Annotated in this window: 16 protein-coding genes and 2 pseudogenes; 12 read left to right on the top strand and 6 right to left on the bottom strand. The window is 75.6% G+C overall.

Annotated features, from left to right (window positions below):
* Positions 1-196: 196 nt before the first annotated feature.
* Positions 197-562, bottom strand: a complete 366-nt coding sequence (locus D450_RS0124045; protein ID WP_017541175.1) for an ArsR/SmtB family transcription factor — start codon at positions 560-562, stop codon at positions 197-199.
* 128 nt (positions 563-690) lie between these two features.
* Here D450_RS0124045 and D450_RS0124040 point away from each other — a divergent pair, with 128 nt between their 5' ends.
* The 3 genes from D450_RS0124040 (at position 691) to D450_RS0124030 (ending at position 5,698) form a co-directional block, all read left to right on the top strand.
* Positions 691-2,688 carry a heavy metal translocating P-type ATPase gene (locus tag D450_RS0124040; protein WP_017541174.1) on the top strand — a complete coding sequence of 666 codons (1,998 nt, stop codon included), beginning with the start codon at positions 691-693 and terminating at the stop codon, positions 2,686-2,688.
* Between the two features lie 371 nt (positions 2,689-3,059).
* Positions 3,060-4,232, top strand: coding sequence for an AI-2E family transporter (locus D450_RS0124035; RefSeq protein WP_017541173.1), 1,173 nt, complete (start codon positions 3,060-3,062; stop codon positions 4,230-4,232).
* Between the two features lie 602 nt (positions 4,233-4,834).
* Positions 4,835-5,698 (top strand): hypothetical protein, encoded by an 864-nt coding sequence (locus tag D450_RS0124030; RefSeq protein WP_026128743.1) that lies wholly within the window; start codon positions 4,835-4,837, stop codon positions 5,696-5,698.
* 103 nt (positions 5,699-5,801) lie between these two features.
* Here D450_RS0124030 and D450_RS0124025 read toward each other — a convergent pair whose 3' ends face one another.
* The 4 genes from D450_RS0124025 to D450_RS0124010 all read right to left on the bottom strand — a co-directional run bounded on the left by D450_RS0124025 (position 5,802) and on the right by D450_RS0124010 (position 8,593).
* Positions 5,802-6,185, bottom strand: coding sequence for a DUF488 domain-containing protein (locus D450_RS0124025; RefSeq protein WP_017541172.1), 384 nt, complete (start codon positions 6,183-6,185; stop codon positions 5,802-5,804).
* 55 nt (positions 6,186-6,240) lie between these two features.
* Positions 6,241-7,884, bottom strand: coding sequence for a bifunctional aspartate transaminase/aspartate 4-decarboxylase (locus D450_RS0124020; RefSeq protein ID WP_017541171.1), 1,644 nt, complete (start codon positions 7,882-7,884; stop codon positions 6,241-6,243).
* 198 nt (positions 7,885-8,082) lie between these two features.
* On the bottom strand, positions 8,083-8,295 hold the full coding sequence (locus tag D450_RS0124015; RefSeq protein WP_017541170.1) for a hypothetical protein: 213 nt from the start codon (positions 8,293-8,295) through the stop codon (positions 8,083-8,085).
* A gap of 76 nt (positions 8,296-8,371) precedes the next feature.
* Complete coding sequence (locus D450_RS0124010) at positions 8,372-8,593, bottom strand: hypothetical protein (protein ID WP_017541169.1); 222 nt, start codon at positions 8,591-8,593, stop codon at positions 8,372-8,374.
* A gap of 308 nt (positions 8,594-8,901) precedes the next feature.
* Here D450_RS0124010 and D450_RS31985 point away from each other — a divergent pair, with 308 nt between their 5' ends.
* On the top strand, positions 8,902-9,525 hold the full coding sequence (locus D450_RS31985) for a hypothetical protein (protein ID WP_051063655.1): 624 nt from the start codon (positions 8,902-8,904) through the stop codon (positions 9,523-9,525).
* 99 nt (positions 9,526-9,624) lie between these two features.
* On the opposite strand, the gene D450_RS0124000 is transcribed toward D450_RS31985, so the two are convergent.
* Positions 9,625-10,401, bottom strand: a complete 777-nt coding sequence (locus tag D450_RS0124000; protein ID WP_017541168.1) for a bestrophin-like domain — start codon at positions 10,399-10,401, stop codon at positions 9,625-9,627.
* Positions 10,402-10,731: 330 nt separating this feature from the next.
* Here D450_RS0124000 and D450_RS31165 point away from each other — a divergent pair.
* The 8 genes and pseudogenes from D450_RS31165 to D450_RS32785 all read left to right on the top strand — a co-directional run.
* Positions 10,732-11,501: pseudogene (locus tag D450_RS31165) on the top strand (2,3-dihydro-2,3-dihydroxybenzoate dehydrogenase).
* Positions 11,502-11,557: 56 nt separating this feature from the next.
* On the top strand, positions 11,558-12,748 hold the full coding sequence (locus tag D450_RS0123980; protein ID WP_017541165.1) for an isochorismate synthase: 1,191 nt from the start codon (positions 11,558-11,560) through the stop codon (positions 12,746-12,748).
* An 80-nt stretch (positions 12,749-12,828) separates the two neighbouring features.
* Positions 12,829-14,496 carry a (2,3-dihydroxybenzoyl)adenylate synthase gene (locus tag D450_RS0123975; protein WP_017541164.1) on the top strand — a complete coding sequence of 556 codons (1,668 nt, stop codon included), beginning with the start codon at positions 12,829-12,831 and terminating at the stop codon, positions 14,494-14,496.
* A 29-nt stretch (positions 14,497-14,525) separates the two neighbouring features.
* Positions 14,526-15,182: an isochorismatase family protein gene (locus tag D450_RS0123970; RefSeq protein WP_017541163.1), complete on the top strand. Its 657-nt coding sequence runs from the start codon at positions 14,526-14,528 to the stop codon at positions 15,180-15,182.
* Between the two features lie 55 nt (positions 15,183-15,237).
* A complete protein-coding gene (locus D450_RS0123965) occupies positions 15,238-16,542 on the top strand; it encodes a lysine N(6)-hydroxylase/L-ornithine N(5)-oxygenase family protein (protein ID WP_017541162.1) in 1,305 nt (434 codons plus the stop codon).
* A gap of 68 nt (positions 16,543-16,610) precedes the next feature.
* Complete coding sequence (locus D450_RS0123960; RefSeq protein ID WP_017541161.1) at positions 16,611-16,850, top strand: phosphopantetheine-binding protein; 240 nt, start codon at positions 16,611-16,613, stop codon at positions 16,848-16,850.
* A 73-nt stretch (positions 16,851-16,923) separates the two neighbouring features.
* Positions 16,924-19,455, top strand: a pseudogene (locus D450_RS31160) (AMP-binding protein); the annotation flags it as partial.
* 284 nt (positions 19,456-19,739) lie between these two features.
* The coding region (locus tag D450_RS32785; RefSeq protein WP_241483266.1) for a condensation domain-containing protein at positions 19,740-20,878 on the top strand (1,139 nt) is incomplete at its 3' end.

Here is a 20,878-nt window from a genome sequence, read left to right as displayed (position 1 = left end):
CAGGGCCGACTTCCCCGAGATCAACAACGGAAGGAAGCCAGGCCACCCGCCGCCGGGCAGACGGGCCTGGGGACGTGTCCGTCCCTGTCGCGTGGTCGGCGTCCGCCGGGTCCTCGACCGACCTGTCGTTGCAGTACTAAGCGTCCGTCGTGGGCTGCGCGAAGGGCTTCAGGAGGGGGCCGACGGCCGCGTCGTCTCAGGCTTGTCCGCCGGGCCGGTCGGGCAGGCCCAGGCGCAGGTGTTCGACGTGGTTCAAGGCCTGGTCGATGAGCTGGGCGACGTGGTGGTCGTAGAGCGAGTAGACCACCGAGCGGCCCCGGCGCTCGCCGGCGACCAGGCCCAGGTTGCGCAGCAGCCGCAGCTGGTGCGAGCAGGCCGACTGCGTCATGCCCACCGCGTCGGCCAGCTCGGTGGCGGGCAGGGGCCCCTCGCGCAGGCGGGACAGGATCAGCAGGCGGGAGGGGGTGGCCAGGGCCTGCAGGGTGGACGCCACCTTCTCGGCGGTGGCCGCGTCGAGCGCGGGCGCGGCCGCAGGGGAAGGGGAAGCGAGTTCGTGGCCCATGGAACCATCCTACTTTCGTGAACTAATGAAGACTTGTTCATGTGTTCCTGTATAGTGGCGCCCCGACCGGCCGCGGCTCCGCCCCGGTCCGTCCCGCCCTGCCCCGAACCACCGCGCGAGGACCGACGATGCCCTCACCCACCGCGAACCCGTCCGCCCCCGCCGCCGCGCCCGCACCGGCGGCCCAGCTCGCCGCCGCGCCGCGGCGCCACCGCACCCGCCTGCTGGAGCTGCCCGAGGTGCGCTGGGCCGCGGCCGCGCTCGCCGTGTTCCTCCTCGCCCTCCCGCTCGACCTGCTCGGTGCCCCGCCCCTGGCCACGGGCCTGCTCTACGGCGCGGTCTACGCCCTGGGCGGCTGGGAGCCCGCGCTGTCCGGCCTCAAGGCGCTCAAGGGGCGCACCCTCGACGTCGACCTGCTGATGGTGGTCGCCGCGCTCGGCGCGGCCGCCGTGGGCCAGCCCGGGGACGGCGCCCTGCTCATCGTCATCTTCGCCGTCTCCGGTGCCCTGGAGGCGGTGGCGACCGCCCGCACCGAGGACTCCGTGCGCGGCCTGCTCGACCTCGCCCCCGCCACCGCGACCCGGCTGGGACCCGGCGGACGGGAGGAGGCCGTCGCAGCCGAGGACCTGGCGGTGGGCGACACCGTTCTGGTGCGCCCCGGCGAGGCGGTCGGGGCCGACGGCCGCGTCGTCGACGGGCGCAGCGAGGTCGACCAGGCCACCATCACCGGGGAGGCGCTGCCCGCCGACAAGGCCCCCGGGGACGAGGTCTACGCCGGAACCCTCAACGGGTCCGGGGCGCTGACCGTGCGCGTGCGACGCGAGGCCGGGGACGCCGTGGTCGCCCGCATCGCCGCGATGGTCGAGGAGGCCTCCCGGACGACCTCGCCCACCCAGCGCTTCATCGAGCGCATCGAGCAGCGCTACAGCATCGGCATGGTCGCGGCCACCATCGCCGTCTTCGCCGTCCCGCTGGCGTTCGGATCCGATCCGGCCTCGGCGCTCATGCGCGCGATGACCTTCATGATCGTCGCCTCGCCCTGCGCCGTGGTGCTGTCCACGATGCCGCCCCTGCTGGCGGCCATCGCCAACGCCGGCCGCCACGGCGTGCTGGTCAAGTCGGCGGAGGCGCTGGAGCGCCTGGCCGCCGCCGACACCGTCGCCCTGGACAAGACGGGCACCCTCACCGAGGGGGCGCCGCGGGTGGCGGACGTGCGCCCGCTGGACGGCGGCGACCGGGCGTCCCTGCTCGCCCTGGCCGCGGCGGCGGAGCGCCCCAGCGAGCATCCCATCGCCCGTGCCGTGGTCGAGGCCGCGCACGAGGAGGGCGTGGAGGCCGCCTCCGCGCGCAACTTCACCTCGGCCCCCGGGGAGGGCGTGCGCGCCGAGGTCGACGGCGCGGCGGTGGCCGTGGGCAGCCCCGCCCGGCTCCTCGCGCAGGACGGGTCCGGCCCCGTCGCCGCCGCCCGCGAGGAGGCCCGCGCCCTGGAGGAACAGGGGCGCACCGCGGTGGTCGTGCTCCGCGACGGGCTCCCGGTCGGCGTGCTCGGTGTGGCCGACCGCGTGCGCGAGGGCGCGGCGGAGGCGGTCGCGGCCCTGGCCGCCCGGACGGGGCGGACGCCGCTGCTGCTCACCGGGGACGCCCCGGCGGCGGCGCGGCGGGCGGCCGAAGAGGCCGGCGTCACCGAGGTCGCCGCCGGACTGCTGCCCGAGGACAAGGCGGACCGGGTGCGCGCCCTTCAGGACGGCGGGGCCCACGTGATGATGGTCGGCGACGGGGTGAACGACGGCCCCGCCCTGGCCGCGGCCCACACCGGCGTGGCGATGGGCCGGTCGGGATCGGACCTGTCCCGCCGCACCGCCGACGCCGTCGTGGTCCGCGACGAGCTGGGCGCGGTGGCCGCCGCGGTGTCCCTGGCGCGGCGGGCCCGCCGCCTCGTGGTGCAGAACCTGGTGCTCGCCGGGGTGTTCATCGGAGCGCTGGTGGCCTGGGACCTGTTCGGCCACCTGCCGATGCCGCTGGCGGTGGCGGGCCACGAGGGCTCCACCGTCATCGTCGCCCTGAACGGCCTGCGCCTGCTCGGAGAGGGCGCCTGGCAGAGGGCCGCGGCCGAACGCGGCCATTGAGTCTGTCGGAAGTTGTGTGCAGGGGAAGGACCCCGGCCGCTGGGCCCGGGCCAGGCAGAGAGCACTGGGCCGGGCCCGCCTCAGGGCGCCTGCCGGGGCCACGGCCTGCTGATCGGCGCGAACCGTGGCATCCGTCCCTCCGCGCCCGGCCGAACTTCTGAAAACCCGGGTAGATGCGGCGTCCCGGGACGCCGTTCGCTACGGACCTGATCCGGGTGACCCCTGCGCCCGTGCCGGCCGGACGTCCTGATTCCCGGGACGCCGATTCCCGGGACGCCGATTCCCGGGACACGGGCGGCCGGAGGGGCGAAGGTCGGCCCCTCGGGGTAGGGCACGCGCTAGCGTTGCCGCCTGAGACAGGGAGGGATCACGTGAGCGAGAACCCCGAGGGGCCGAAGGGCGACGGCTCCGACGGAGACCAGGAAACCGGCGGCGCTCCGGCCGAGGAGCCCTCCGGCCCCGGCGCGCCCCGGAGCACCTCCGCCGGTGCGGTGGCCACCCTCGGCACGCGCCGCGAGGCCAAGGCGCCCAACTTCTTCGTGCTCGGCTTCACCGGGGCCCTGGGGGTGCTCACGGCCTGGATCCTGGTGCAGGCGCTCGTCGAGATCCGCGGGGTGTTCATCAACATCCTCGTGGCGCTCTTCCTCGCGGTCGGGCTCAACCCCATCATCGAGTTCCTGCGCCGGCGCGGGCTGCCGCGCTGGGCGGCGATCCTCACCGTGTGCGCCGCCCTGGTGCTGTTCACCACCGTGTTCGTGTGGACCCTGGTGCCCCCGCTCACCCGGCAGATCACCGAGTTCGCCGAGAACGTGCCGGACTACCTGGGCCGGCTCCAGCAGAACCCGGTGATGTCGGACCTGGACGAGCGCTTCGGCCTGCTCGACCAGGCCCAGTCCCTGCTGACCAGCGCCGACTTCGGGCAGCAGGTCTTCGGCGGCGTGTTCGGCATCGGCCAGGCCGTGCTGAACTCGCTGGTGGCCACCTTCACCGTGCTCATCCTCACGCTGTTCTTCATGGCCTCGCTGCCCGGCATCACCGAGACCGGCTACCGGCTGGTGCCGCGCTCGCGCCGCAGCGGCGTGCGCGAGCTCGGCGACGAGATCGTGCGGCGGGTGGGCGACTTCATCGGAGGCCAGCTGCTCATCTCCGCGATCGGCGGCGTGGTCGCCTTCCTCTTCCTCACCGGCATCGGCTTCGGCTACGCGCTCACCCTCGCCCTGGTGGTGGCGGTCACCGCGCTGATCCCCCTGGTGGGAACCACCATCGGCGCCCTGGCCGCGACCCTGGCCGTGGGCATCGGCGACCTGTTCCTGGGCGCGGTCACCCTGGTGTTCTTCCTGACCTACCAGCAGATCGAGAGCTATGTCATCGCGCCGCGGGTCATGAAGCGCTCGGTCGACGTCGCCCCCACCGTCACCATCACCTCGGCCCTCATCGGCGGCGCGATGCTCGGCCTGGTGGGCGCCCTGATCGCGGTCCCGGCCGCCGCGGCGGTCACGCTCATCCTGCAGCGGGTCGTCTTCCCCCGCCTCGACTCCCGCTGATCCCGCAGACGCCGCCTGGGCCCCGGAGGGGGCGCGCCCCGGGGCGGCGCGTGCCGGCCGTGCCGTTCCGGGAACCACCGTGACCTGGGCCGCAACGACCCGGCCCACCAGGTCCGTTATCGGAATGTGACCAGACGCGCATTTTGACCGGGCTCTCACCGAAAAGGCGGCGCGTGCGGCCGGATCCCGGTCGGCGCACCCTGGCCGCTTTAACCTTCACCACCCCCGGTGCACCCCTCTTGACCTCGCCTTTTCCTTCGCGCGGGGTTACTGTTGCCGGTGTTCGGCCCGTGAGGCGGGTGCGGCCCTGACGCCGCCGCCCCGCGACCACGACGCCGCCGGACCCCGGCGCCCCCGATGCGCCGGGACCGAGGCCCCCGGCCCGAGCGGGTGGGGGAGGTCCCACGGCCAGCGTGCCGCCTCCCTTCCGGCGCCCCATCCCCGCGCCCCACAGCCCGCCCTCCGATGCCACCCGCGCCGCAGGTGCGCCCTGCGCCGTGCCCCGGATCCACCGCGCCCTTGAACCGCCGCGCTCCGATCCGCCGTGGAGCCCCCGGCCTCGCCCGCCAACAGCACCGGCCCAGCATCGTGAGCACCTGTATATGAGCACTGAGAACGCGGTCCAGTACGGCAACGTCAAAGCGTCCTACTTCTGGGACGACGGCTCCGGCATCAACGGCGACACCGGCGCCCCCGCCTCCGGCGAGCCCATGCAGAAGGGCCTCGCGGCCAGCCCCAGCTGGCCCCTGGGCACCGAGGGCTACGTCGTCCACGACGGCAAGAAGGCCGAGTTCTTCATCGGCGACCGCGGCCCCGGCGACCCGGCAGAGGGGTGCAACGTCCTGCTCGACCTGGACGGCAAGACCTTCGCCGAGCTGACCGGAGAGTCCTGGAACGACTCCGGCTACACCGTCTCCGGCGGCAACGGCCACATCGACGTCGAGTACGTCATCACCAAGTGGGGCGACGGCCACGGCACCGAGGGCGCCCCCCGCCCCATGGGCTCCGGCGAGGAGTGCACCGACGCGGTGTCCCCGGTCCCCGAGGACCTGGCGGGCGGCGACGAGGAGAAGGGTGCCCAGGGCTCCGACGGGTCCGAGGGCTCCGAGCAGGGCACCGGGGCCTCCGAGGACGGCGACGGCGGCCAGGGCGGCTCCGGCGCCACCCATGCCTCCACCGCCGCCAACGACATGTCGGCCGTCAACCTCGCCGCCGCCGACGCGCCCCTGGCCGCGGGCGCGCTGGCCCTGGCGCTGGTCCCGGCTCTGGTCATCGCCCTCATGTTCGCCCGCCGGGACCTGGTCCTGGCCTGGGTCGGCGCCGACCGCGCCGCCGCCTGGGGCGAGAGGGCCGCCGCCCTGCGCGACCGCGGCGCCGAACTGGGCGCCTCGCTGGCCGGGCGCGCCCGCACGGCCGCCGCGGACGCGGCCGCCGCCGTCCGTGAGCGGCGCGACCGGGGCAGGTGACCGGACGCCACCGGGCCCTGCCCCCGCCGCGCGACGGGCGCGGGCGCCGCATCGAGCGGCGGTCCGCGCCCGTCGTGGTCTCCGCCCCCGGGAGAGGCCCCGGTCAGCCCTTCCCGTCCTCCCGCCTGCGGGCCCGAACGTGGTCCCGCAGGACCAGCGCGTGGGTGTGCTCGGTGTCCTTGGCCGCGTACAGCAGCGTCACCGGACCCTCGTCGAGCGCGCGGAGGATCGGGTCGACCGCGTCGGGGCGCTCCTCCAGCTCGCGCTCGTAGCGCGCGGAGAACTCCCGCCAGCGGTCCGGGTCGTGGCCGAACCACGTCCGCAGCCCCGGGCTCGGCGCCGCGTCCTTGAGCCACCCGTCGAGGTGCAGCGCCTCCTTGCGCACGCCCCGCGGCCACAGGCGGTCGACCAGGAACACCCGCCCCTCGGCGGGGGCGCCGTCGCCCTCGGCGTCGTACACGCGCATCAGCCGGATGTCGTCGCCCATGCCCCGACCCTGCCAGACCCGCGCCGGCGGCTCACGCCACCGCACCGGCGCGGGGTCAGCACGCGGCCGCGCCGCCGGTGTAGCGGCGGTGGTACTCCTCGCAGATCGACCGCAGGGCGCGGCCGACCCGGGCGGAGGCCTCGTGGTCGAGGTCGGCCAGCGGCACCCGCACCGACCACTCGGGGCCGTCGGAGCCGTCCCCGTTCAGCACGGCCACCCCCTCCTCCTCGGCCAGGCGCAGAACCGGGTCCGCCGGCGCGTACTCGGCCTGCAGCCAGCGGGCGAAGTCCTCGCCCCACGTCCGGCCGGCCCAGTGCAGCAGGTCGAGTTCGACGCAGTCCCCGGCGCGCAGCGGATCCCGGGGGAGCTCCACCCCCAGCCCCTCGGAGAGCGCGGCCAGCCGCCGGGTGAGGACCTCCTTGGCGGGGCGGCGGTACCCGGACGCGTCGGAGGCCGTGTCGAAGAGCGCGAACAGCGCCATCTGCACCTGCTGGGGCGTGGAGGGCCCCGCGGTGTGGTCGAGGGCGACCGAGCGGCCGTCGGCGGCCATGCGGTCGATGAACTTCAGGCCGGGCACGTCGGACGTGATCGGGGAGTAGCGCTCCTCCAGCGCCCGTGCGTCCTGCGGGCCCAGCCGCGCGATCTGCTCGTCGACGGTGTTGTCCGGGTTCAGCGCGATGACGCCGGTGCACCGGCCGGCGGCGCCGAAGTACATGGGGAAGGAGTGGACGCCGATGGTGTTGCGCGGTGCCGCCTCCATCAGCGAGGTGGAGCCCTCGGCGGAGGCGCCGTACACGTCGTCGGTGACGATGACCAGGTCGCGGTTGTGGTTGTCCACGATGCCCGCGATCCGCTCCAGCGCCCGGTCCGACAGCCGCACCGACGGCGGGTCGGACGGGTTCACCAGGCACAGCAGCCGGATGGAGGGGTCGGCCAGCTTGTCGATCCCGGAGTCGTCGTAGGCCCAGGTGCGGAAGCCGTTCTCGATCCCGCGCGAGGCGCTGACCTCGGTCACCTCGAACGGGTACCGCTCCAGGCGCGGGATCTGCCGAGAGGGCGTGACGACCGGGGCCATCAGCGCGATCCGGTCGCCGCGCCGCAGGAGGCGGTTGGCCTGGAGCGAGTCGAGGACGGAGCACACGGCCGCCGTCCCGCCCTCGGCGGCGACGAGGTCGCAGCCCTCCCGCGGGGACCTGCCGCCCATGGTGCGCTCCAGGTAGGCGCGCACGGACCGCTCGCAGAAGGGCGGCATGCGGTCGGGGACCGGGTGCTCATCGCCGATGACCCCGCCGACCAGCTCGTGGACGACGGCGTCCGCGTGCGGCTCGGGCACGGTCCGCATGATCCGCCGGAGCAGGTCCGCCCCGGGCTCCCCGGTGTTCTCGTCGAGGAAGAGGCCGAACCGCTCGGCGATGCCCTCCTCCCGGGGCCCGCCCCCGAGGGCGGCCCCCTCGTTCCAGGCCTTCCGGACCTCGCCGACGGCGAACCGGCCGAGGAGGAAGAAGGCCTCGCGTGCAGGCAGCGCGGTCCGGTCGGGGGTGCCGCGCCCGGCGTCGGGCATCTCCGCGGCCCGGCGGCGGGCGTGCCGGGCCGTGCGGTCGTGTTCGCCCGCGCGCTGGATCAGGCGGTTCTTCAATTCGAGCGGGCTGAGCGACTCCGGGTTCCGCTGCTGGGCCCGTGTCTCCTCGAGTTCGGTCATCGCGCGTCCCTCCCGGTCGCGGTTCGGGCTCGACGAGAGCCCCCGGCCGACAGATGGCTACCCGGAGTCGGTTAGATGTAGCGCAAAGTGAGAGTGTCCGGATGGCAGCCGCGGGTCCGGGCCGGTGGCGGTCAGGGCGACCGTACGGGATGCGGGCCGCCCTCCGGGTGGGGCGGGAGGGCGGCCCGGCGCGGTCGGTCAGCCGCCGTAGGTGACGCCGTGGGTCTTGCAGGCGTCGTACTCGCCGGTGAGGGTCAGCACGTCGGCGAAGCCCTCCCAGTTCCAGGGCAGGCCGGTGCAGTTGAGGACGTCGCCGTTGACGCCGGAGTAGCTGTCGCCGGCGACGGCGGCCGGGGCGGTGGCGGCGAGGGCGCCGGCGGCGATGGCCGCGACGGCGAAGGCCTTCTTCATGGTGTTCCTCAATGTCGTGTGGGTCGTCGGTGTCGTCGGTCGGTGCCGGCGCGCGGACGCGCCGGAGGGGCGGGGCTCAGCCGCCGTGCGTGATGCCGAGCTTCTGGCAGGCGTTGTAGTCCCCGGTGACGGTCAGGATGTCGACCGGCCCCTCCCAGTTCCACGGCGCGACGGCGCACGGGGCGACGTCGCCGTTGATCAGCGCGTAGCTGTCGCCGGCCGAGGCGGCGGGGGCGGCGGCCAGGGCCGCGCCCGCGGCGGCCGCGGTCAGGGCGGCGACGGCGAGGCTCTTCTTCATGGTGGATCTCCTTTTCGGCATCGGGTGGTCGGAGGGCGGGTTTCGGTCAGCCCGGCCCGTCTCACGACAACCACAAAGAGTAGTTGTTTAACTCCACAGAGTGAAGACCTCGGCGGGTTGTTTCCCCGGCGTGTCCGGTGGGGCGGTGGTGGGGGAGCGGGACGGGGAAGGCGGGATTCGGTCCTGCGTGATGAAGTGGACGTGGCGTCGAAAACCCTCCGCTTCTGCGGAACCGGGTGTGGTGCGGCCCCGGCGTCGCTACTGTTTGCGCACGAATGGCGACGTATCGAGACCGGGGAGGGTTCGCCGTGCCCGATTCCGCAGCGGCGCCGCGTGCCGCGGCCGCCGTCCTGGCCATGGCCTGTGCCGCCGCGACCGGCGCGCCGGCCTACGCGGCGCCGGAGGGCGCCGCCCCGGCGCCCTCCGGCGGAGTCCGGGTCGGAATCGGCGTCTGCGTGACGATCAACGCCCCCGGCTACTGCGAGAGGCCCCCTTCGGAGCCGCCGCCGGAGGAGTCTCCGCCCGGGTACGACCCGCCCGAACCGCCCCCCGACCCGGCCCCGGAGCCCGACCCCCCGCCGGAGAGGACCGCCCCGCCCCGGCCCGACCCGGCGGAGCCGACGGCGCCCGCTCCCGCGGAACCTCCGGCGGAGCCTCCGGCCGAGGCGCGGGCCGAGGACCCGGAGCCCGCGCCGCCGCCCGAGCCCCCGGCCCCGCCCGAGGAACCCGCGGAGCCCGAAGAGGGCGAGGAGCCTGAGGAGGCGGACGAGCCCGAGCCGGAGGAGAGCGGGGAGGCCGTCCCCGTCCTGCCGGTCGCCCAGGAGCCGCAGGAGTCGTCCGGCGCCTTCACGCCCGCGCGGCTCGTGGTCCTGCTCGCCCTGGTCACCGCGATCGCGGTCGCCGGCGGCGCGCGCTCCCGCGGCGCCCGGTGAGCGCCCGTCCCCGAGGGCCGGCCCCGGGGCCGTGACGGTGCACTGCAGAGACGATCCGGCCGTCCCGGAGGACGGCCGGATCGTCGGTTCCGGGCGCGGCTACGCCGGCGGGGGCAGCGCGTCGATGCGGTCGAACTCGGCCACCGCCTCGTCGAACGGGTCGCTGCCGGCTTCCAGCAGGCCGCGGTAGGGGTTGTCCAGGGTGAGCAGGACGACCACCGAGACCAGCACGGTCAGTGCGGTGACCCCGCCCCACAGGATGCGGGTGCGCGACCCCCGCACCCCCATGGCCAGCGGCAGCACCACCACGGCCAGTCCGGCCAGCGCCGTGGTCACGGTCAGCCCCAGCGGCACGCTCTCGCCCGCCGAGTCCGCGCGCATCATGCGCTGGTGCATCAGCGTGCTGGTCTTCTCCAGGGCGGCGATCCGGTCCGCCTCCGACATCCCGTTGCCGACCGCGGCCTCCTCCACGGCGGCGCGCAGACCGGTCATGGCGGTGGCGCCCTCGGGGCTCAGCTCGCCCTCCCGGCGCATCCGGGGCCAGTCCTGTTCGGTGACGGCCGCCACGTAGTCGCGCGCGGCCGAGCGCACCCGCTCGGCGTCCTCGGGGGAGTAGGCCTGGGTGCCCCAGTAGACGTCGATGACCGTGGAGGCCTCGTCGGAGGCGTCGGCGCCGGCCTGCTGGTAGTGGTCCCAGCCGATCACCAGCCCCATGGCCAGCGCGATCAGGTACACGGCGAGCAGGAAGGGGTTGATGAAGGTGCCCACGGGGCCCTCGCAGTCCTCCCGGGTGACCGTGAAAGCGCGCACCAGCGGAACACCGAGCGCGGCCAGCAGGAGGAGGGCGATGGACCACATGAGGGGGGTGATGTCCATGGGGCCCACGCTAGTGGAACAAGTACGGAGGGTCGCCGACAATGACGGATTGTCGCGAATGCGCCGCTCGGGCGGTGGGTGCGGGTTCGTGGCGGGTGGTCCGGGTCGGAGTGAAGTATCCGACCGAAATCAGTCAGGTAAGGCTAGCCTTACATCATTTCCGCAGGTCGGGGCGGGTGTCGGTGCGGCGGCGGCGTGTGCGGGGCGTGCGCGCCCGATTCGGGTGGGTTGACACCGTGTGTGCACCCGCTTCAGACTTACGGGCGGTCGCTTAGGTAAGCATTGCCTTAGTTAGGGGTGCTTGCCCTTATTCATGTCAAGGGGGAGGCCGTGTCCCACACGGGCATCGAGGGGACGGTGGCCCTGGTCACCGGAGCCGCGCAGGGCATCGGCAGGGCCGTGGCCCGCGCGCTCGCCGACGCCGGGGCGAGCGTCGCCGCGCTCGACCTGGCCGAGGAGCCGCTCGGGGCGGCCGCCGCCGAGATCGCCTCGGCCGGCGGCACCGCCCGCGCCTTCCCCTGCGACGTGCGCGACCCCGCCGCGGTGGAGGAGGCCTTCGAGGCCGCCGAACGCTCCCTGGGGCCGGTGCGGCACGCCGTCAGCGTCGCCGGCGTGCTGCGCACCGGCCCCGGGGCCGCCACCACCGACGCCGACTGGGCCGAGCTCATCGCCGTCAACGCCACCGGCGCCTTCCACGTGCTGCGCGCCGCCGCCCGCCGGATGTCCGCGCGCGGCGCGGGCACCATCACCACGGTCGGCTCCAACGCCGCCGACACCCCGCGCGCCGACCTGGCCGCCTACGGCGCCTCCAAGGCCGCGGCCGCATCCTTCACCCGCGCCCTGGGCGTCGAACTGGCCCCGCTGGGCGTGCGCTGCAACGTCGTCTCGCCCGGCTCCACCGACACCCCCATGCAGCGCGGCATGNCGCGCCCGCCGTCATCGCCGGGGCCCCCGACAGGTTCCGCACCGGCATCCCGCTGGGCCGGCTGGCCGACCCCGCCGACATCGCCGCCGCGGTGCGCTTCCTGGCCTCCGACGAGGCCCGCCACATCACCCTGCACGACCTGCGCGTGGACGGCGGCGCCACCCCCCGCTCCTGACCCGCCCCGCGCCCTCCCGCCGCCTTCTCCCGCCGCCTTTCGAGAAAGGTCCCACGGTGCCCGACGCGCCCACCGCCCCGACCGCCGCCCGCCCCAGCGACCTGCTCAGCGCCTACGCCCCCGGAATGGGCCTGATCGCCACCCCCGAGCGCACCCTGCTGGGCGAGGGCGCCCTGGACACCGCCGACGACCCCGCCCGCGTCCCGGCCATGCTCGAACGGGTGCGCGCGGCCGGGTGGGCGCCCGCCCCGGTCGCGATGGGGGCGATCCCCTTCGCCCCCGGCGCCCCCGCCCGCCTGGTGGTGCCCGCCGCCCTGCACACCGCCGGACCGGCCGCCGCCGAGACCGCCCCCGCCGAGGGCGAGCGCCGCCCGCTGCCCGGGCCGTGGCAGGCCGAGGCGGTCCCCGAGCCCGAGACCCACCGCAAGGCCGTCGCCGAGGTGCTGGAGGCGCTGGGCGACGCGGCGCAGGGGCGCCTGGACAAGGTCGTCCTGGCCCGGTGCCTGCGCATGCGCGGGCCCGGCCCGGTCGACGCCGCGCAGGTGCTGCGCAACCTGGCCTGGCGCGACCCCTCCGGCTTCACCTTCGCCGTCGGCCTGCCCCCGGCCGGGGCCCCCGGCCCGCGCACCTTCGTGGGGGCCAGCCCCGAGCTGCTGGTGTCCAAGCACGGGCGGACCGTGGTCTCCAACCCGCTGGCCGGCTCGCGGCCCCGCAGCGCCGACGCCACCAAGGACCAGCGCAACGCCGTGGAGCTGCTCGCCTCGGCCAAGGACCGCCGCGAGCACGCCCTGGTCGTGGAGGCCGTCGCCGACGGGCTGCGGCCCTTCTGCTCCGAGCTGGACGTGCCCGCCGAACCGGAGCTGGTGCGCACCGCCACCATGTGGCACCTGTCCACCCGCGTCGCCGGAACGCTCGCCGATGCGCGCACCCCCTCCGTCGAGCTGGCCATGGCGCTGCACCCCACCCCGGCGGTGTGCGGTACCCCCACCGACGCCGCGCGCGCGGCCATCGCCGGGGTCGAGCCCTTCGACCGCGGCTTCTACACCGGCACCGTCGGCTACACCGACGCCGAGGGCGACGGCGAGTGGGCGGTGGCCATCCGCTGCGCCGACATCGCCGGGGACACCCTCGACCTGTTCGCCGGCGGCGGCATCGTCGAGGGCTCCGACCCCGCCGAAGAGCTCGCCGAGACCTCCGCCAAGCTGCGCACCCTCCTGCTCGCCCTGGGCGTCAACCAGCGGCTCTGACCGCACCGGACTCCCGCCGCCCGGCCCCGCCGCCCCCCGCCGCCGCCCTGTCCACCGACGAGGAAGTGAAGCCCCCACCCATGCGCCACGGATGCACCCCCTGGCCCGAGGAGTTCGCCGACCGCTACCGCGCGGCCGGGTACTGGACGGGCCGGACCCTCGGCGGGCTCCTGCGGGACGGCGCCGACCGCTTCGCCGACCGCACCGCGGTCGTCTCCGGCGACCGGCGCTGGACCTACGCCGAACTGGACGGGCGCGCCGACCGGCTCGCCACCGGGCTGGCCCGCCGCCTCGACCTGGCCCCCGGCGACCCGGTGGTGGTGCAGCTGCCCAACACCGCCGAGGTGCTGGAGGTGGTCTTCGCGCTGTTCCGGATCGGCGCGCTCCCGGTCTACGCCCTGCCCGCGCACCGCTCCGCCGAGGTCAGCCACCTGGTCGCCGCCACCGGCGCCCGGGCCCTGGTCACCGCCTCGGGGACCGGGTTCGACCACGTCGGCATGGCCCTGCGGGTGGCCGAGGAGGCCGACGGCCCCCGCCCGCACGTCGTGGACGCCGCCCCCGGCGCCGGCGACGCCCCCCGCGAGGGCGCCGTCGCCCTGGAGGCGCTGCGCTCCGACACCGTCGACCCCAGCGTGTTCACCGCCCCCGACCCGGCCGACGTCGCCTTCTTCCAGCTCTCCGGCGGCACCACCGGCCTGCCCAAGCTCATCCCCCGCACCCACGACGACTACCTGTACTCGGTCCGGGCCAGCGCCGACATCTGCGAGCTGGGCCCCGACACCGTCTACCTGAGCGCGCTGCCCGTCGTGCACAACTTCCCGATGAGCTCGCCCGGCTTCCTGGGCGTGCTCTACGCCGGCGGCTCGGTCGTGATGGCCCCCGACCCCAGCCCCGCCACCTGCCTGGGGCTGATCGAGTCCGAACGCGTCACCCTGGCCGCGGCGGTGCCCCCGGTGGCGCTGCTCTGGCTGGACGCCGTCGAACGCGGCGCCGAGTCCGGGCGCGACCTGTCCAGCCTGCGGATGCTGCAGGTCGGCGGCGCCAAGTTCGCCCCAGAGGCGGCCCGCCGCGTCGCCCCGGTGCTCGGCTGCCGCCTGCAGCAGGTGTTCGGCATGGCCGAGGGCCTGGTCAACTACACCCGCCCCGAGGACGACGAGGCCACCGTCACCGGCACCCAGGGCCGCCCCATCTCGCCCGACGACGAGATCCGCATCGTGCGCCCCGACGGGACCGAGGCCGACCCGGGCGAGCCCGGCGAGCTGCTCACCCGCGGCCCCTACACCATCCGCGGCTACTACGACGCCCCCGTGCACAACGCGCGCGCCTTCACCCCGGACGGCTTCTACCGCACCGGCGACGTGGTGCGCCTGACCCCCACCGGCCACCTGGTCGTGGAGGGCCGGGTCAAGGACCAGATCAACCGGGGCGGCGAGAAGATCGCCCCCGACGAGGTCGAGGACCACATCCTGGCCCACCCCGACGTGCACGACGCTGCCGTGGTCGCCATGCCCGACGCCTACCTGGGGGAGAGGGCCTGCGCCTACGTGATCCCCCGCGAGGGCGGCGGCGCCCTCACCCGGCCGGTCCTGCTGCGCTTCCTGCGCGAGCGCGGACTGGCCTCCTACAAGATCCCCGACCGCGTCGAGGTGGTCCCCGAGTTCCCCGCCACCGGCGTCGGCAAGGTCAGCCGCCGCGACCTGCGGGCCGCGATCGCCGACGCCCTCGCCCGCCCCGCCGAGCGCGCCTGAGCGCCACCGAGGAGAGAGACCGCCCACCGATGTCCCTGCCGCAGATCGCCCCCTACCCGCCCCCGGCGGCCGACCGGCTGCCCGAGAACCGCGCCCCGTGGAAGCCCGACCCGGCCCGCGCCGCCGTCCTCGTCCACGACATGCAGCACTACTTCCTGCGCCCCTTCGCTGTCGGGGCCGAGCCGCTGGCCACCGCCCTGCGCAACATCGCCCGCATCACCGAGGCCTACCGCGCCGTGGGCGCGCCGGTGGTCTACACCGCCAAGCCCGGCGGCATGGACCCCGAGGAGCGCGGCCTGGAAGCGGACTTCTGGGGTCCGGGCATGCGCGACGTGCCCGAGCACACCGCCATCGACGAGGCGGTGCGCCCCCGAGAGGGCGACACCGTGCTCACCAAGCGGCGCTACAGCGCCTTCTCCGGCACCGACCTGGCCGAGCGGCTGTCCGCCCAGGGGCGCGACCAGCTGCTGGTGACCGGGGTCTACGCCCACATCGGCTGCCTGCTCACCGCCGCCGACGCCTTCATGCGCGACGTTCAGCCCTTCTTCGTCGCCGACGCCATGGCCGACTTCACCGCCGAGGACCACCACTTCGCGGTGCGCTACGCCGCCCGCCGCTGCGGGGCCGCCCTGGCCTCGGAGGACGCGCTGGCGGCGGCGGGCGCCGCGCCCGCGCCGCTGGGATGACCGCCGACCGACAGCACCGCCGCGCCGGGCGCGCGGCCCTCCCGAAAGGAACCACGTGACCACGTCCCCGCAGTACCCCGTCCACGATCTGGCGGGCATCGGATTCGGCCCCTCGAACGTCGCCCTGGCCATCGCCCTCGAGGAGTGGCGCGCGGCCCCCGACCGCCCCGACCTGAGCGCGGTGTTCCACGAGCGCCAGGAGGGCTTCGGCTGGCACCGCGGCATGCTGCTGGAGGACGCCACCATGCAGGTGTCCTTCCTCAAAGACCTGGTCACCACCCGCAACCCGGCCAGCGACTTCAGCTTCCTGAACTACCTGCACGGGGTGGGGCGGCTGCACGACTTCATCAACCACAAGACGCTGTTCCCGCTGCGCAGCGAGTTCCACGACTACCTGGCCTGGTGCGCCGGGCGGCTGTCGGACCGGGTCCGCTACGGCTCGGAGGTCACCGGGGTGGAGCCGGTGCGCGATGCCGCCGGGCGGGTGTGGGCCGTGGACGTGGTGGCCCGCGAGGCCGGCGGTGCCGAGCACCGCACCCGCGCGCGCAACCTGGTCGTGGCCCCGGGCCTGGAGCCGCGCATGCCCGAGGGCGTGCCGATGGGCGAGCGGGTCTGGCACAACGAGTACCTGCTGCACCGGCTGGAGGCGCTGGGCGAGGGCGCCGCGCCGGCCTCGTTCGCCGTGGTGGGGGCCGGGCAGAGCGCCGCCGAGGTCGCCGACCACCTCTACCGGCGCTTCCCCGGAGCCCAGGTGCACGCCGTCTTCTCCCGGTACGGCTACAGCCCCTCCGACGACAGCCCCTTCGCCAACCGGATCTTCGACCCCGAGGCGGTCGAGGCCTTCTACACCTCCCCCGAGGCGGTCAAGGACGACATCCTCGGCTACCACCGCAACACCAACTACTCGGTGGTCGACCCCGACCTCATCGACGCCCTGTACCGGGCCTCCTACCAGGACCGGGTGCTGGGCACCGAGCGGCTGGTGCTGCACAACCTGTCCCGGGTCTCGGCGGTGGAGGAGGGCGCCGACGGGGTGTCGCTCACCCTGGACCACCTGCCCACCGGCAAGCAGGTGCCGCTGAACGCCGACTACGTCGTCTTCGCCACCGGCTACCGGCCGGTCGACCCGCGGCGCCTGCTCGGACCGCTGGCCGGGCACGCGGTCCTGGACGAGCGCGGCCGCCCCGCCGTGGGCCGCGACTACCGCCTGGCCACCGACGACGAGGTGACCTGCGGGATCTACCTGCAGGGGGGAACCGAGCACACGCACGGCATCTCCTCCACCCTGCTGTCCAACATCGCGGTGCGCACCGGGGAGATCCTCGAATCCCTGAGCGCCCGCACCCCCGAGGCCGCCTGAGCCGGGCCGCCCCGGAACCGCACGACCACCGAGCACCGATCCCCGAGCCCTGAGGAGCGAGGACGACCATGAGCACCGGAGCCGCCGAGACCCCCTTCACGCCCGAGCGCATCCGCGCCGACGTGGAGGCCGTGCTGGAGGAGGAGCCCGGCACGCTGGGCGAGGACGAGGACCTGCTGGACCGGGGGATGGACTCCATCCGCCTGATGAGCCTGGTGGAGAAGTGGCGCACCGACGGCGCCGAGACCGACTTCGTCGCCCTGGCCGAGGACCCCAGCATCTCCGCCTGGGCGCGCCTGCTCTCCTGAACGGCGGCCTCGCGCCGCGCCCGCCTCCACCCGCGCACCCCACCACCACCCGCCCTCACCCGGAGCAGCACGAATGACCGTTGACCGCGACCGCCGCAGCGACCTGACCGGAGCGCAGAGCGGGGTCTGGTACGCCCAGCAGGTCGACCCCGGCAACCCCGTCTACAACGTCGGCCAGTACGTCGATCTGCGCGGAGACCTGGACTCCGGGCGCTTCGCCGAGGCGGTGGCGGCGGTGGCCGCCGAGGCCGACGCGCTGCGCACCCGCATCGTCGACGAAGGCGGGGTGCCCCGCCAGCGGGTGTACCCGCCGGGCCGCGGCGAGGGCGCCGTGGACGCGGTGGACCTGCGCGGGCACCGCGACCCGGAGGCGGCGGCGCTGGAGGCGATGCGCGCCGACATGGACACCCCGGCCGACCTGTTCGGCGGGGGTCTGTACCGGTTCGCGCTGTACCGGGTGGGCGACCGGCGGCACCTGTGGTACCAGCGGTTCCACCACATCCTGGTGGACGCGTTCTCGGTCGCCGCGATCACCCGCCGCACCGCGGCGCACTACACCGCGCTCGGCGGGGGGCGCCCGGCCGGGCGCGGCTTCCGCCCGCTGGCCGACGTGGTCGCCGAGGAGGAGGCCTACGACGCCTCGGAGCGGCGCGAGGAGGACCGCGCGTACTGGGCCGCCGCGATGGAGGGGCGGCCTGAGCCGGCGCTGCTGTCGCCGGCGCCCCCGGCGGCGCCGCGCCGGGCGGTGCGCGCCCGGTCCGGGCTCGGCGCGGCGGCCCGGGCCCGCCTGGAGGAGGCGGCCTCGGCCGCGGGGGCCGGCTGGGCCGAGGCGCTGACCGCGCTGTTCGCCTGCTACGTGCACCGCCGCACCGGTGCCCGGGACGTGGTGCTGGGCATGCCGGTGATGAACCGCCTGGGCTCGGCGGCGCTGCGGACCCCGTCGATGGTGGTCAACGTGCTGCCGCTGCGGGTGGCCGTCGCCCCGGGCGACACGGTGGGGACCGTGGTGGAGCGCACCCGCCGCTCCCTGGAGGGCCTGCGGGCCCACCAGCGCTACCGGGCCGAGGACATCCGCCGCGACCTGAACCTGGTCGGCCGCGCGGCGGGGCTGCACGGGCCGGTGGTCAACATCAAGGCCTTCGACTACGCGCTGCCGTTCGCGGGCCTGACGGCCTCGGTCCGCACCCTTTCGGAGGGGCCGGTGGACGACGTGTCGCTGTCGGTCTACACGGACGCCGGGGGAGGCCTCGGCCTCGAACTGAACGCCAACCCGTCCCGCTACACCGGGGAGGAGGCCGCCCGGCGCCTGACCGAGTTCACCCGCCTGGCGGAACAGGCGCTGTCCGCCCCGGACGGGGCCGGGGGCGCCGGCCCTGCCGCCGGCCACGAGACGGAGGCCGGTGGTACGACCGGTGCGGCGACAGGGCGGGGGACCGCGAGTGCAGCCGGGGACACCGCCTCCACCGACACCCCCGCCGTCACCACCGCCGACACGGACGCGGCATCGGACGCCCCGGCCTTCGCCGGGATCAGGGTCGGAGCCCTCGACCTGGTCGACCCCTCCGGCATCGGCCGCCTCACCGGTGTGCCCGACCCGCGCCCGGTCTCCGAGGGGACCGTGGCCGACCTGGTCGCGCGCGCCGTGGCGGCCCACCCGGACCGGACGGCCGTCGAAGCGGGCGACGCGAGCCTGACGTACGCGGAGCTGTGGCGCCAGGCGGAGGAGGTCGCCTCCCGCCTGCGCTCGCACGGCGCGGGCCCGGGCTCCGTGGTGGCCGTGGCGCTCCCGCGCGGCACCGGCCTGGTGGCCGCCCTGCTCGGCACCGTCCGCACCGGGGCCGCCTACCTGCCGGTCGACCCGGAGTTCCCGGCCGACCGGATCGCGTACATGCTGCAGGACTCCGGTGCGCGGCTGGCCGTCACCGCGCCTGGGGCCGACGCCTCCCTCCCCGACGACGTCGAACGCCTGACGGTCGGCGCTGTGCGGGCGGCACGCGAGGAGGCCGACACCGATTCCGGTGCGGACGGGGAGCGCCCCGCCGTCGATCCCCGGTCGGCCGCCTATGTCCTCTATACCTCCGGGTCCACCGGGCGGCCCAAGGGGGTCGTGGTGCCCCACCGGGCGCTCGTGAACTTCCTTGAGGACATGGGGGGCCGGTTCCCCCTCTCGGCTGACGACCGCTGGCTCGCGGTGACCACGGTCGGCTTCGACATCTCCGCCCTGGAGCTCTACCTCCCGCTCCTGTCCGGCGCCACGCTGGTCCTGGCGGACAAGGACACCGTCCGGGACCCGGCCGCGCTGGCCGACCTCGCCGAGGCCTCCGGGGCCACCATCGCCCAGGCCACCCCCACGCTCTGGCGCGCGCTCGCCGACGAGCGGCCCTCCGTGCTCGAACGGCTCCGCGTCCTCGTCGGCGGCGAGGCACTGCCGCCGGACCTGGCCGCACGCCTCGCCGCGCGCTCGCCCCAGGTGACCAACCTCTACGGGCCGACCGAGACCACCATCTGGTCCACCGCCTCCACCGTGCGCTCCGACGGGCCCGTCGGCATCGGCGGCCCCATCGCCAACACCGGCGCCCTCGTCCTGGACTCCGCGCTGCGCCCCGTCCCCGACGGGGTCGCCGGGGACCTCTACATCTCCGGGTCGGGTCTGGCGCTGGGCTACAACGGCCGCCCCNGATCTGACCGCCGAGCGGTTCGTNCGCCTGCCCCTTCGGCGCGCCCGGAGAGCGCATCTACCGCACCGGCGACGTCGTCCGCCGCCGCCCCGACGGCACCCTCGACTACCTCGGCCGGGCCGACCACCAGGTCAAGGTACGCGGGTTCCGGATCGAGCCCGGCGAGGTCGAGGCCGAGCTGGACCGCCTGCCCGGCATCGCCCAGGGGGTGGTGGCCGCGCGCGAGGACGCTCCCGGCCAGGCCTACCTGGCCGCCTACGTCGTCGCCGAGCCCGGGACCGTCCCCGACCCCTCGGCGATGCGCGCCGTCCTGGCCGAGCGCCTGCCGGACTACATGGTCCCCTCGGTGTTCACCGTCCTCGACGCGTTCCCGCTGACCGAGAACCGCAAGATCGACCGCAAGGCCCTGCCCGCGCCCGACGCCGCGCCCACGGCGGACCAGGCCCCGCGCACCCCGCGCGAGGAGACGGTCTGCCGGGCCTTCGCCCAGGTCCTGGGCCTGCCCTCGGTCGGCGTGCACGGCGACTTCTTCTCCCTGGGCGGCCACTCCCTGCTGGCCACCCGCGCCGCCAACCTGCTGCGCGCCGAATCCGGCCTGGCCGTGCGCGTGCGCGACGTGTTCGACGCCCCCGAGCCCGCCCGCCTGGCCGCCCTGCTCGACGAGCGCGCCGGCGAGGACCCCCGGCCCGCGCTGACCGCCCGCACCGGCCCCGACGAGGACGCCCCGCTCTCCTACGCCCAGGAGCGCATCTGGTTCCACGAGCAGATGCACGGCCCCGGCGCCGCCTACAACGTGCCGCTCGCCTTCCGCCTGCGCGGCGAGGTCGACGCCTCCGCACTGGCCGCCGCCCTGCGCGACACCGTGGAGCGGCACGCCGTCCTGCGCACCGTCTACGCCGACGACGGGGACGGCCCGCACCCGCAGGTGGTCCCCATGGACCGCGTGCCCGGGCTCCTGGAGGTCCGGGACGCGGCCGGCGGACCGGTCGAGGAGCACTTGGCGCGGCTCTTCCACACCCCCTTCGACGTGCGCACCGACGTCCCGGTCCGGGCCGAGCTGCTGCGCACCGCCCCCGGTGAGGCGGTGCTGGGACTGTGCTTCCACCACATCGCCACCGACGAGTGGTCCGAGGGGCCCTTCGTCCGCGACCTGGACGCGGCCTATGCCGCACGCCGCCAGGGCCGCGCCCCCGCGTGGACGGCCCCGGCGGTCCGCTACACCGACTTCGCGCGCTGGCAGCGCGAGGTCCTCGGCGCCGAGGACGACCCCGGCTCGTCCCTGGCGCAGGGCCTGGCCTACTGGAGGCGGGCCCTGGACGGGCTGCCGGCCGAGCTCCCGCTGCCCGCCGA

Origin of the sequence: Nocardiopsis halophila DSM 44494, from assembly GCF_000341245.1 — a bacterium.
In the GTDB taxonomy this organism is placed as follows: domain Bacteria; phylum Actinomycetota; class Actinomycetes; order Streptosporangiales; family Streptosporangiaceae; genus Nocardiopsis_A; species Nocardiopsis_A halophila.
This window is presented reverse-complemented; position numbering and strand designations above follow the sequence as displayed.

Excerpts from the sequence above, each read along its gene's own strand:
- D450_RS0124000 (WP_017541168.1), bottom strand. The coding sequence starts at position 10,401 with ATGGACATCACCCCCCTCATGTGGTCCATCGCCCTCCTCCTGCTGGCC.
- D450_RS0124030 (WP_026128743.1), top strand. The coding sequence starts at position 4,835 with ATGAGCACTGAGAACGCGGTCCAGTACGGCAACGTCAAAGCGTCCTAC.
- D450_RS0123975 (WP_017541164.1), top strand. The coding sequence starts at position 12,829 with ATGCGCCACGGATGCACCCCCTGGCCCGAGGAGTTCGCCGACCGCTAC.
- D450_RS0124045 (WP_017541175.1), bottom strand. The coding sequence starts at position 562 with ATGGGCCACGAACTCGCTTCCCCTTCCCCTGCGGCCGCGCCCGCGCTC.
- D450_RS0123960 (WP_017541161.1), top strand. The coding sequence starts at position 16,611 with ATGAGCACCGGAGCCGCCGAGACCCCCTTCACGCCCGAGCGCATCCGC.
- D450_RS0123970 (WP_017541163.1), top strand. The coding sequence starts at position 14,526 with ATGTCCCTGCCGCAGATCGCCCCCTACCCGCCCCCGGCGGCCGACCGG.
- D450_RS0124010 (WP_017541169.1), bottom strand. The coding sequence starts at position 8,593 with ATGAAGAAGAGCCTCGCCGTCGCCGCCCTGACCGCGGCCGCCGCGGGC.
- D450_RS0124040 (WP_017541174.1), top strand. The coding sequence starts at position 691 with ATGCCCTCACCCACCGCGAACCCGTCCGCCCCCGCCGCCGCGCCCGCA.
- D450_RS0124025 (WP_017541172.1), bottom strand. The coding sequence starts at position 6,185 with ATGGGCGACGACATCCGGCTGATGCGCGTGTACGACGCCGAGGGCGAC.
- D450_RS0124020 (WP_017541171.1), bottom strand. The coding sequence starts at position 7,884 with ATGACCGAACTCGAGGAGACACGGGCCCAGCAGCGGAACCCGGAGTCG.
- D450_RS0124015 (WP_017541170.1), bottom strand. The coding sequence starts at position 8,295 with ATGAAGAAGGCCTTCGCCGTCGCGGCCATCGCCGCCGGCGCCCTCGCC.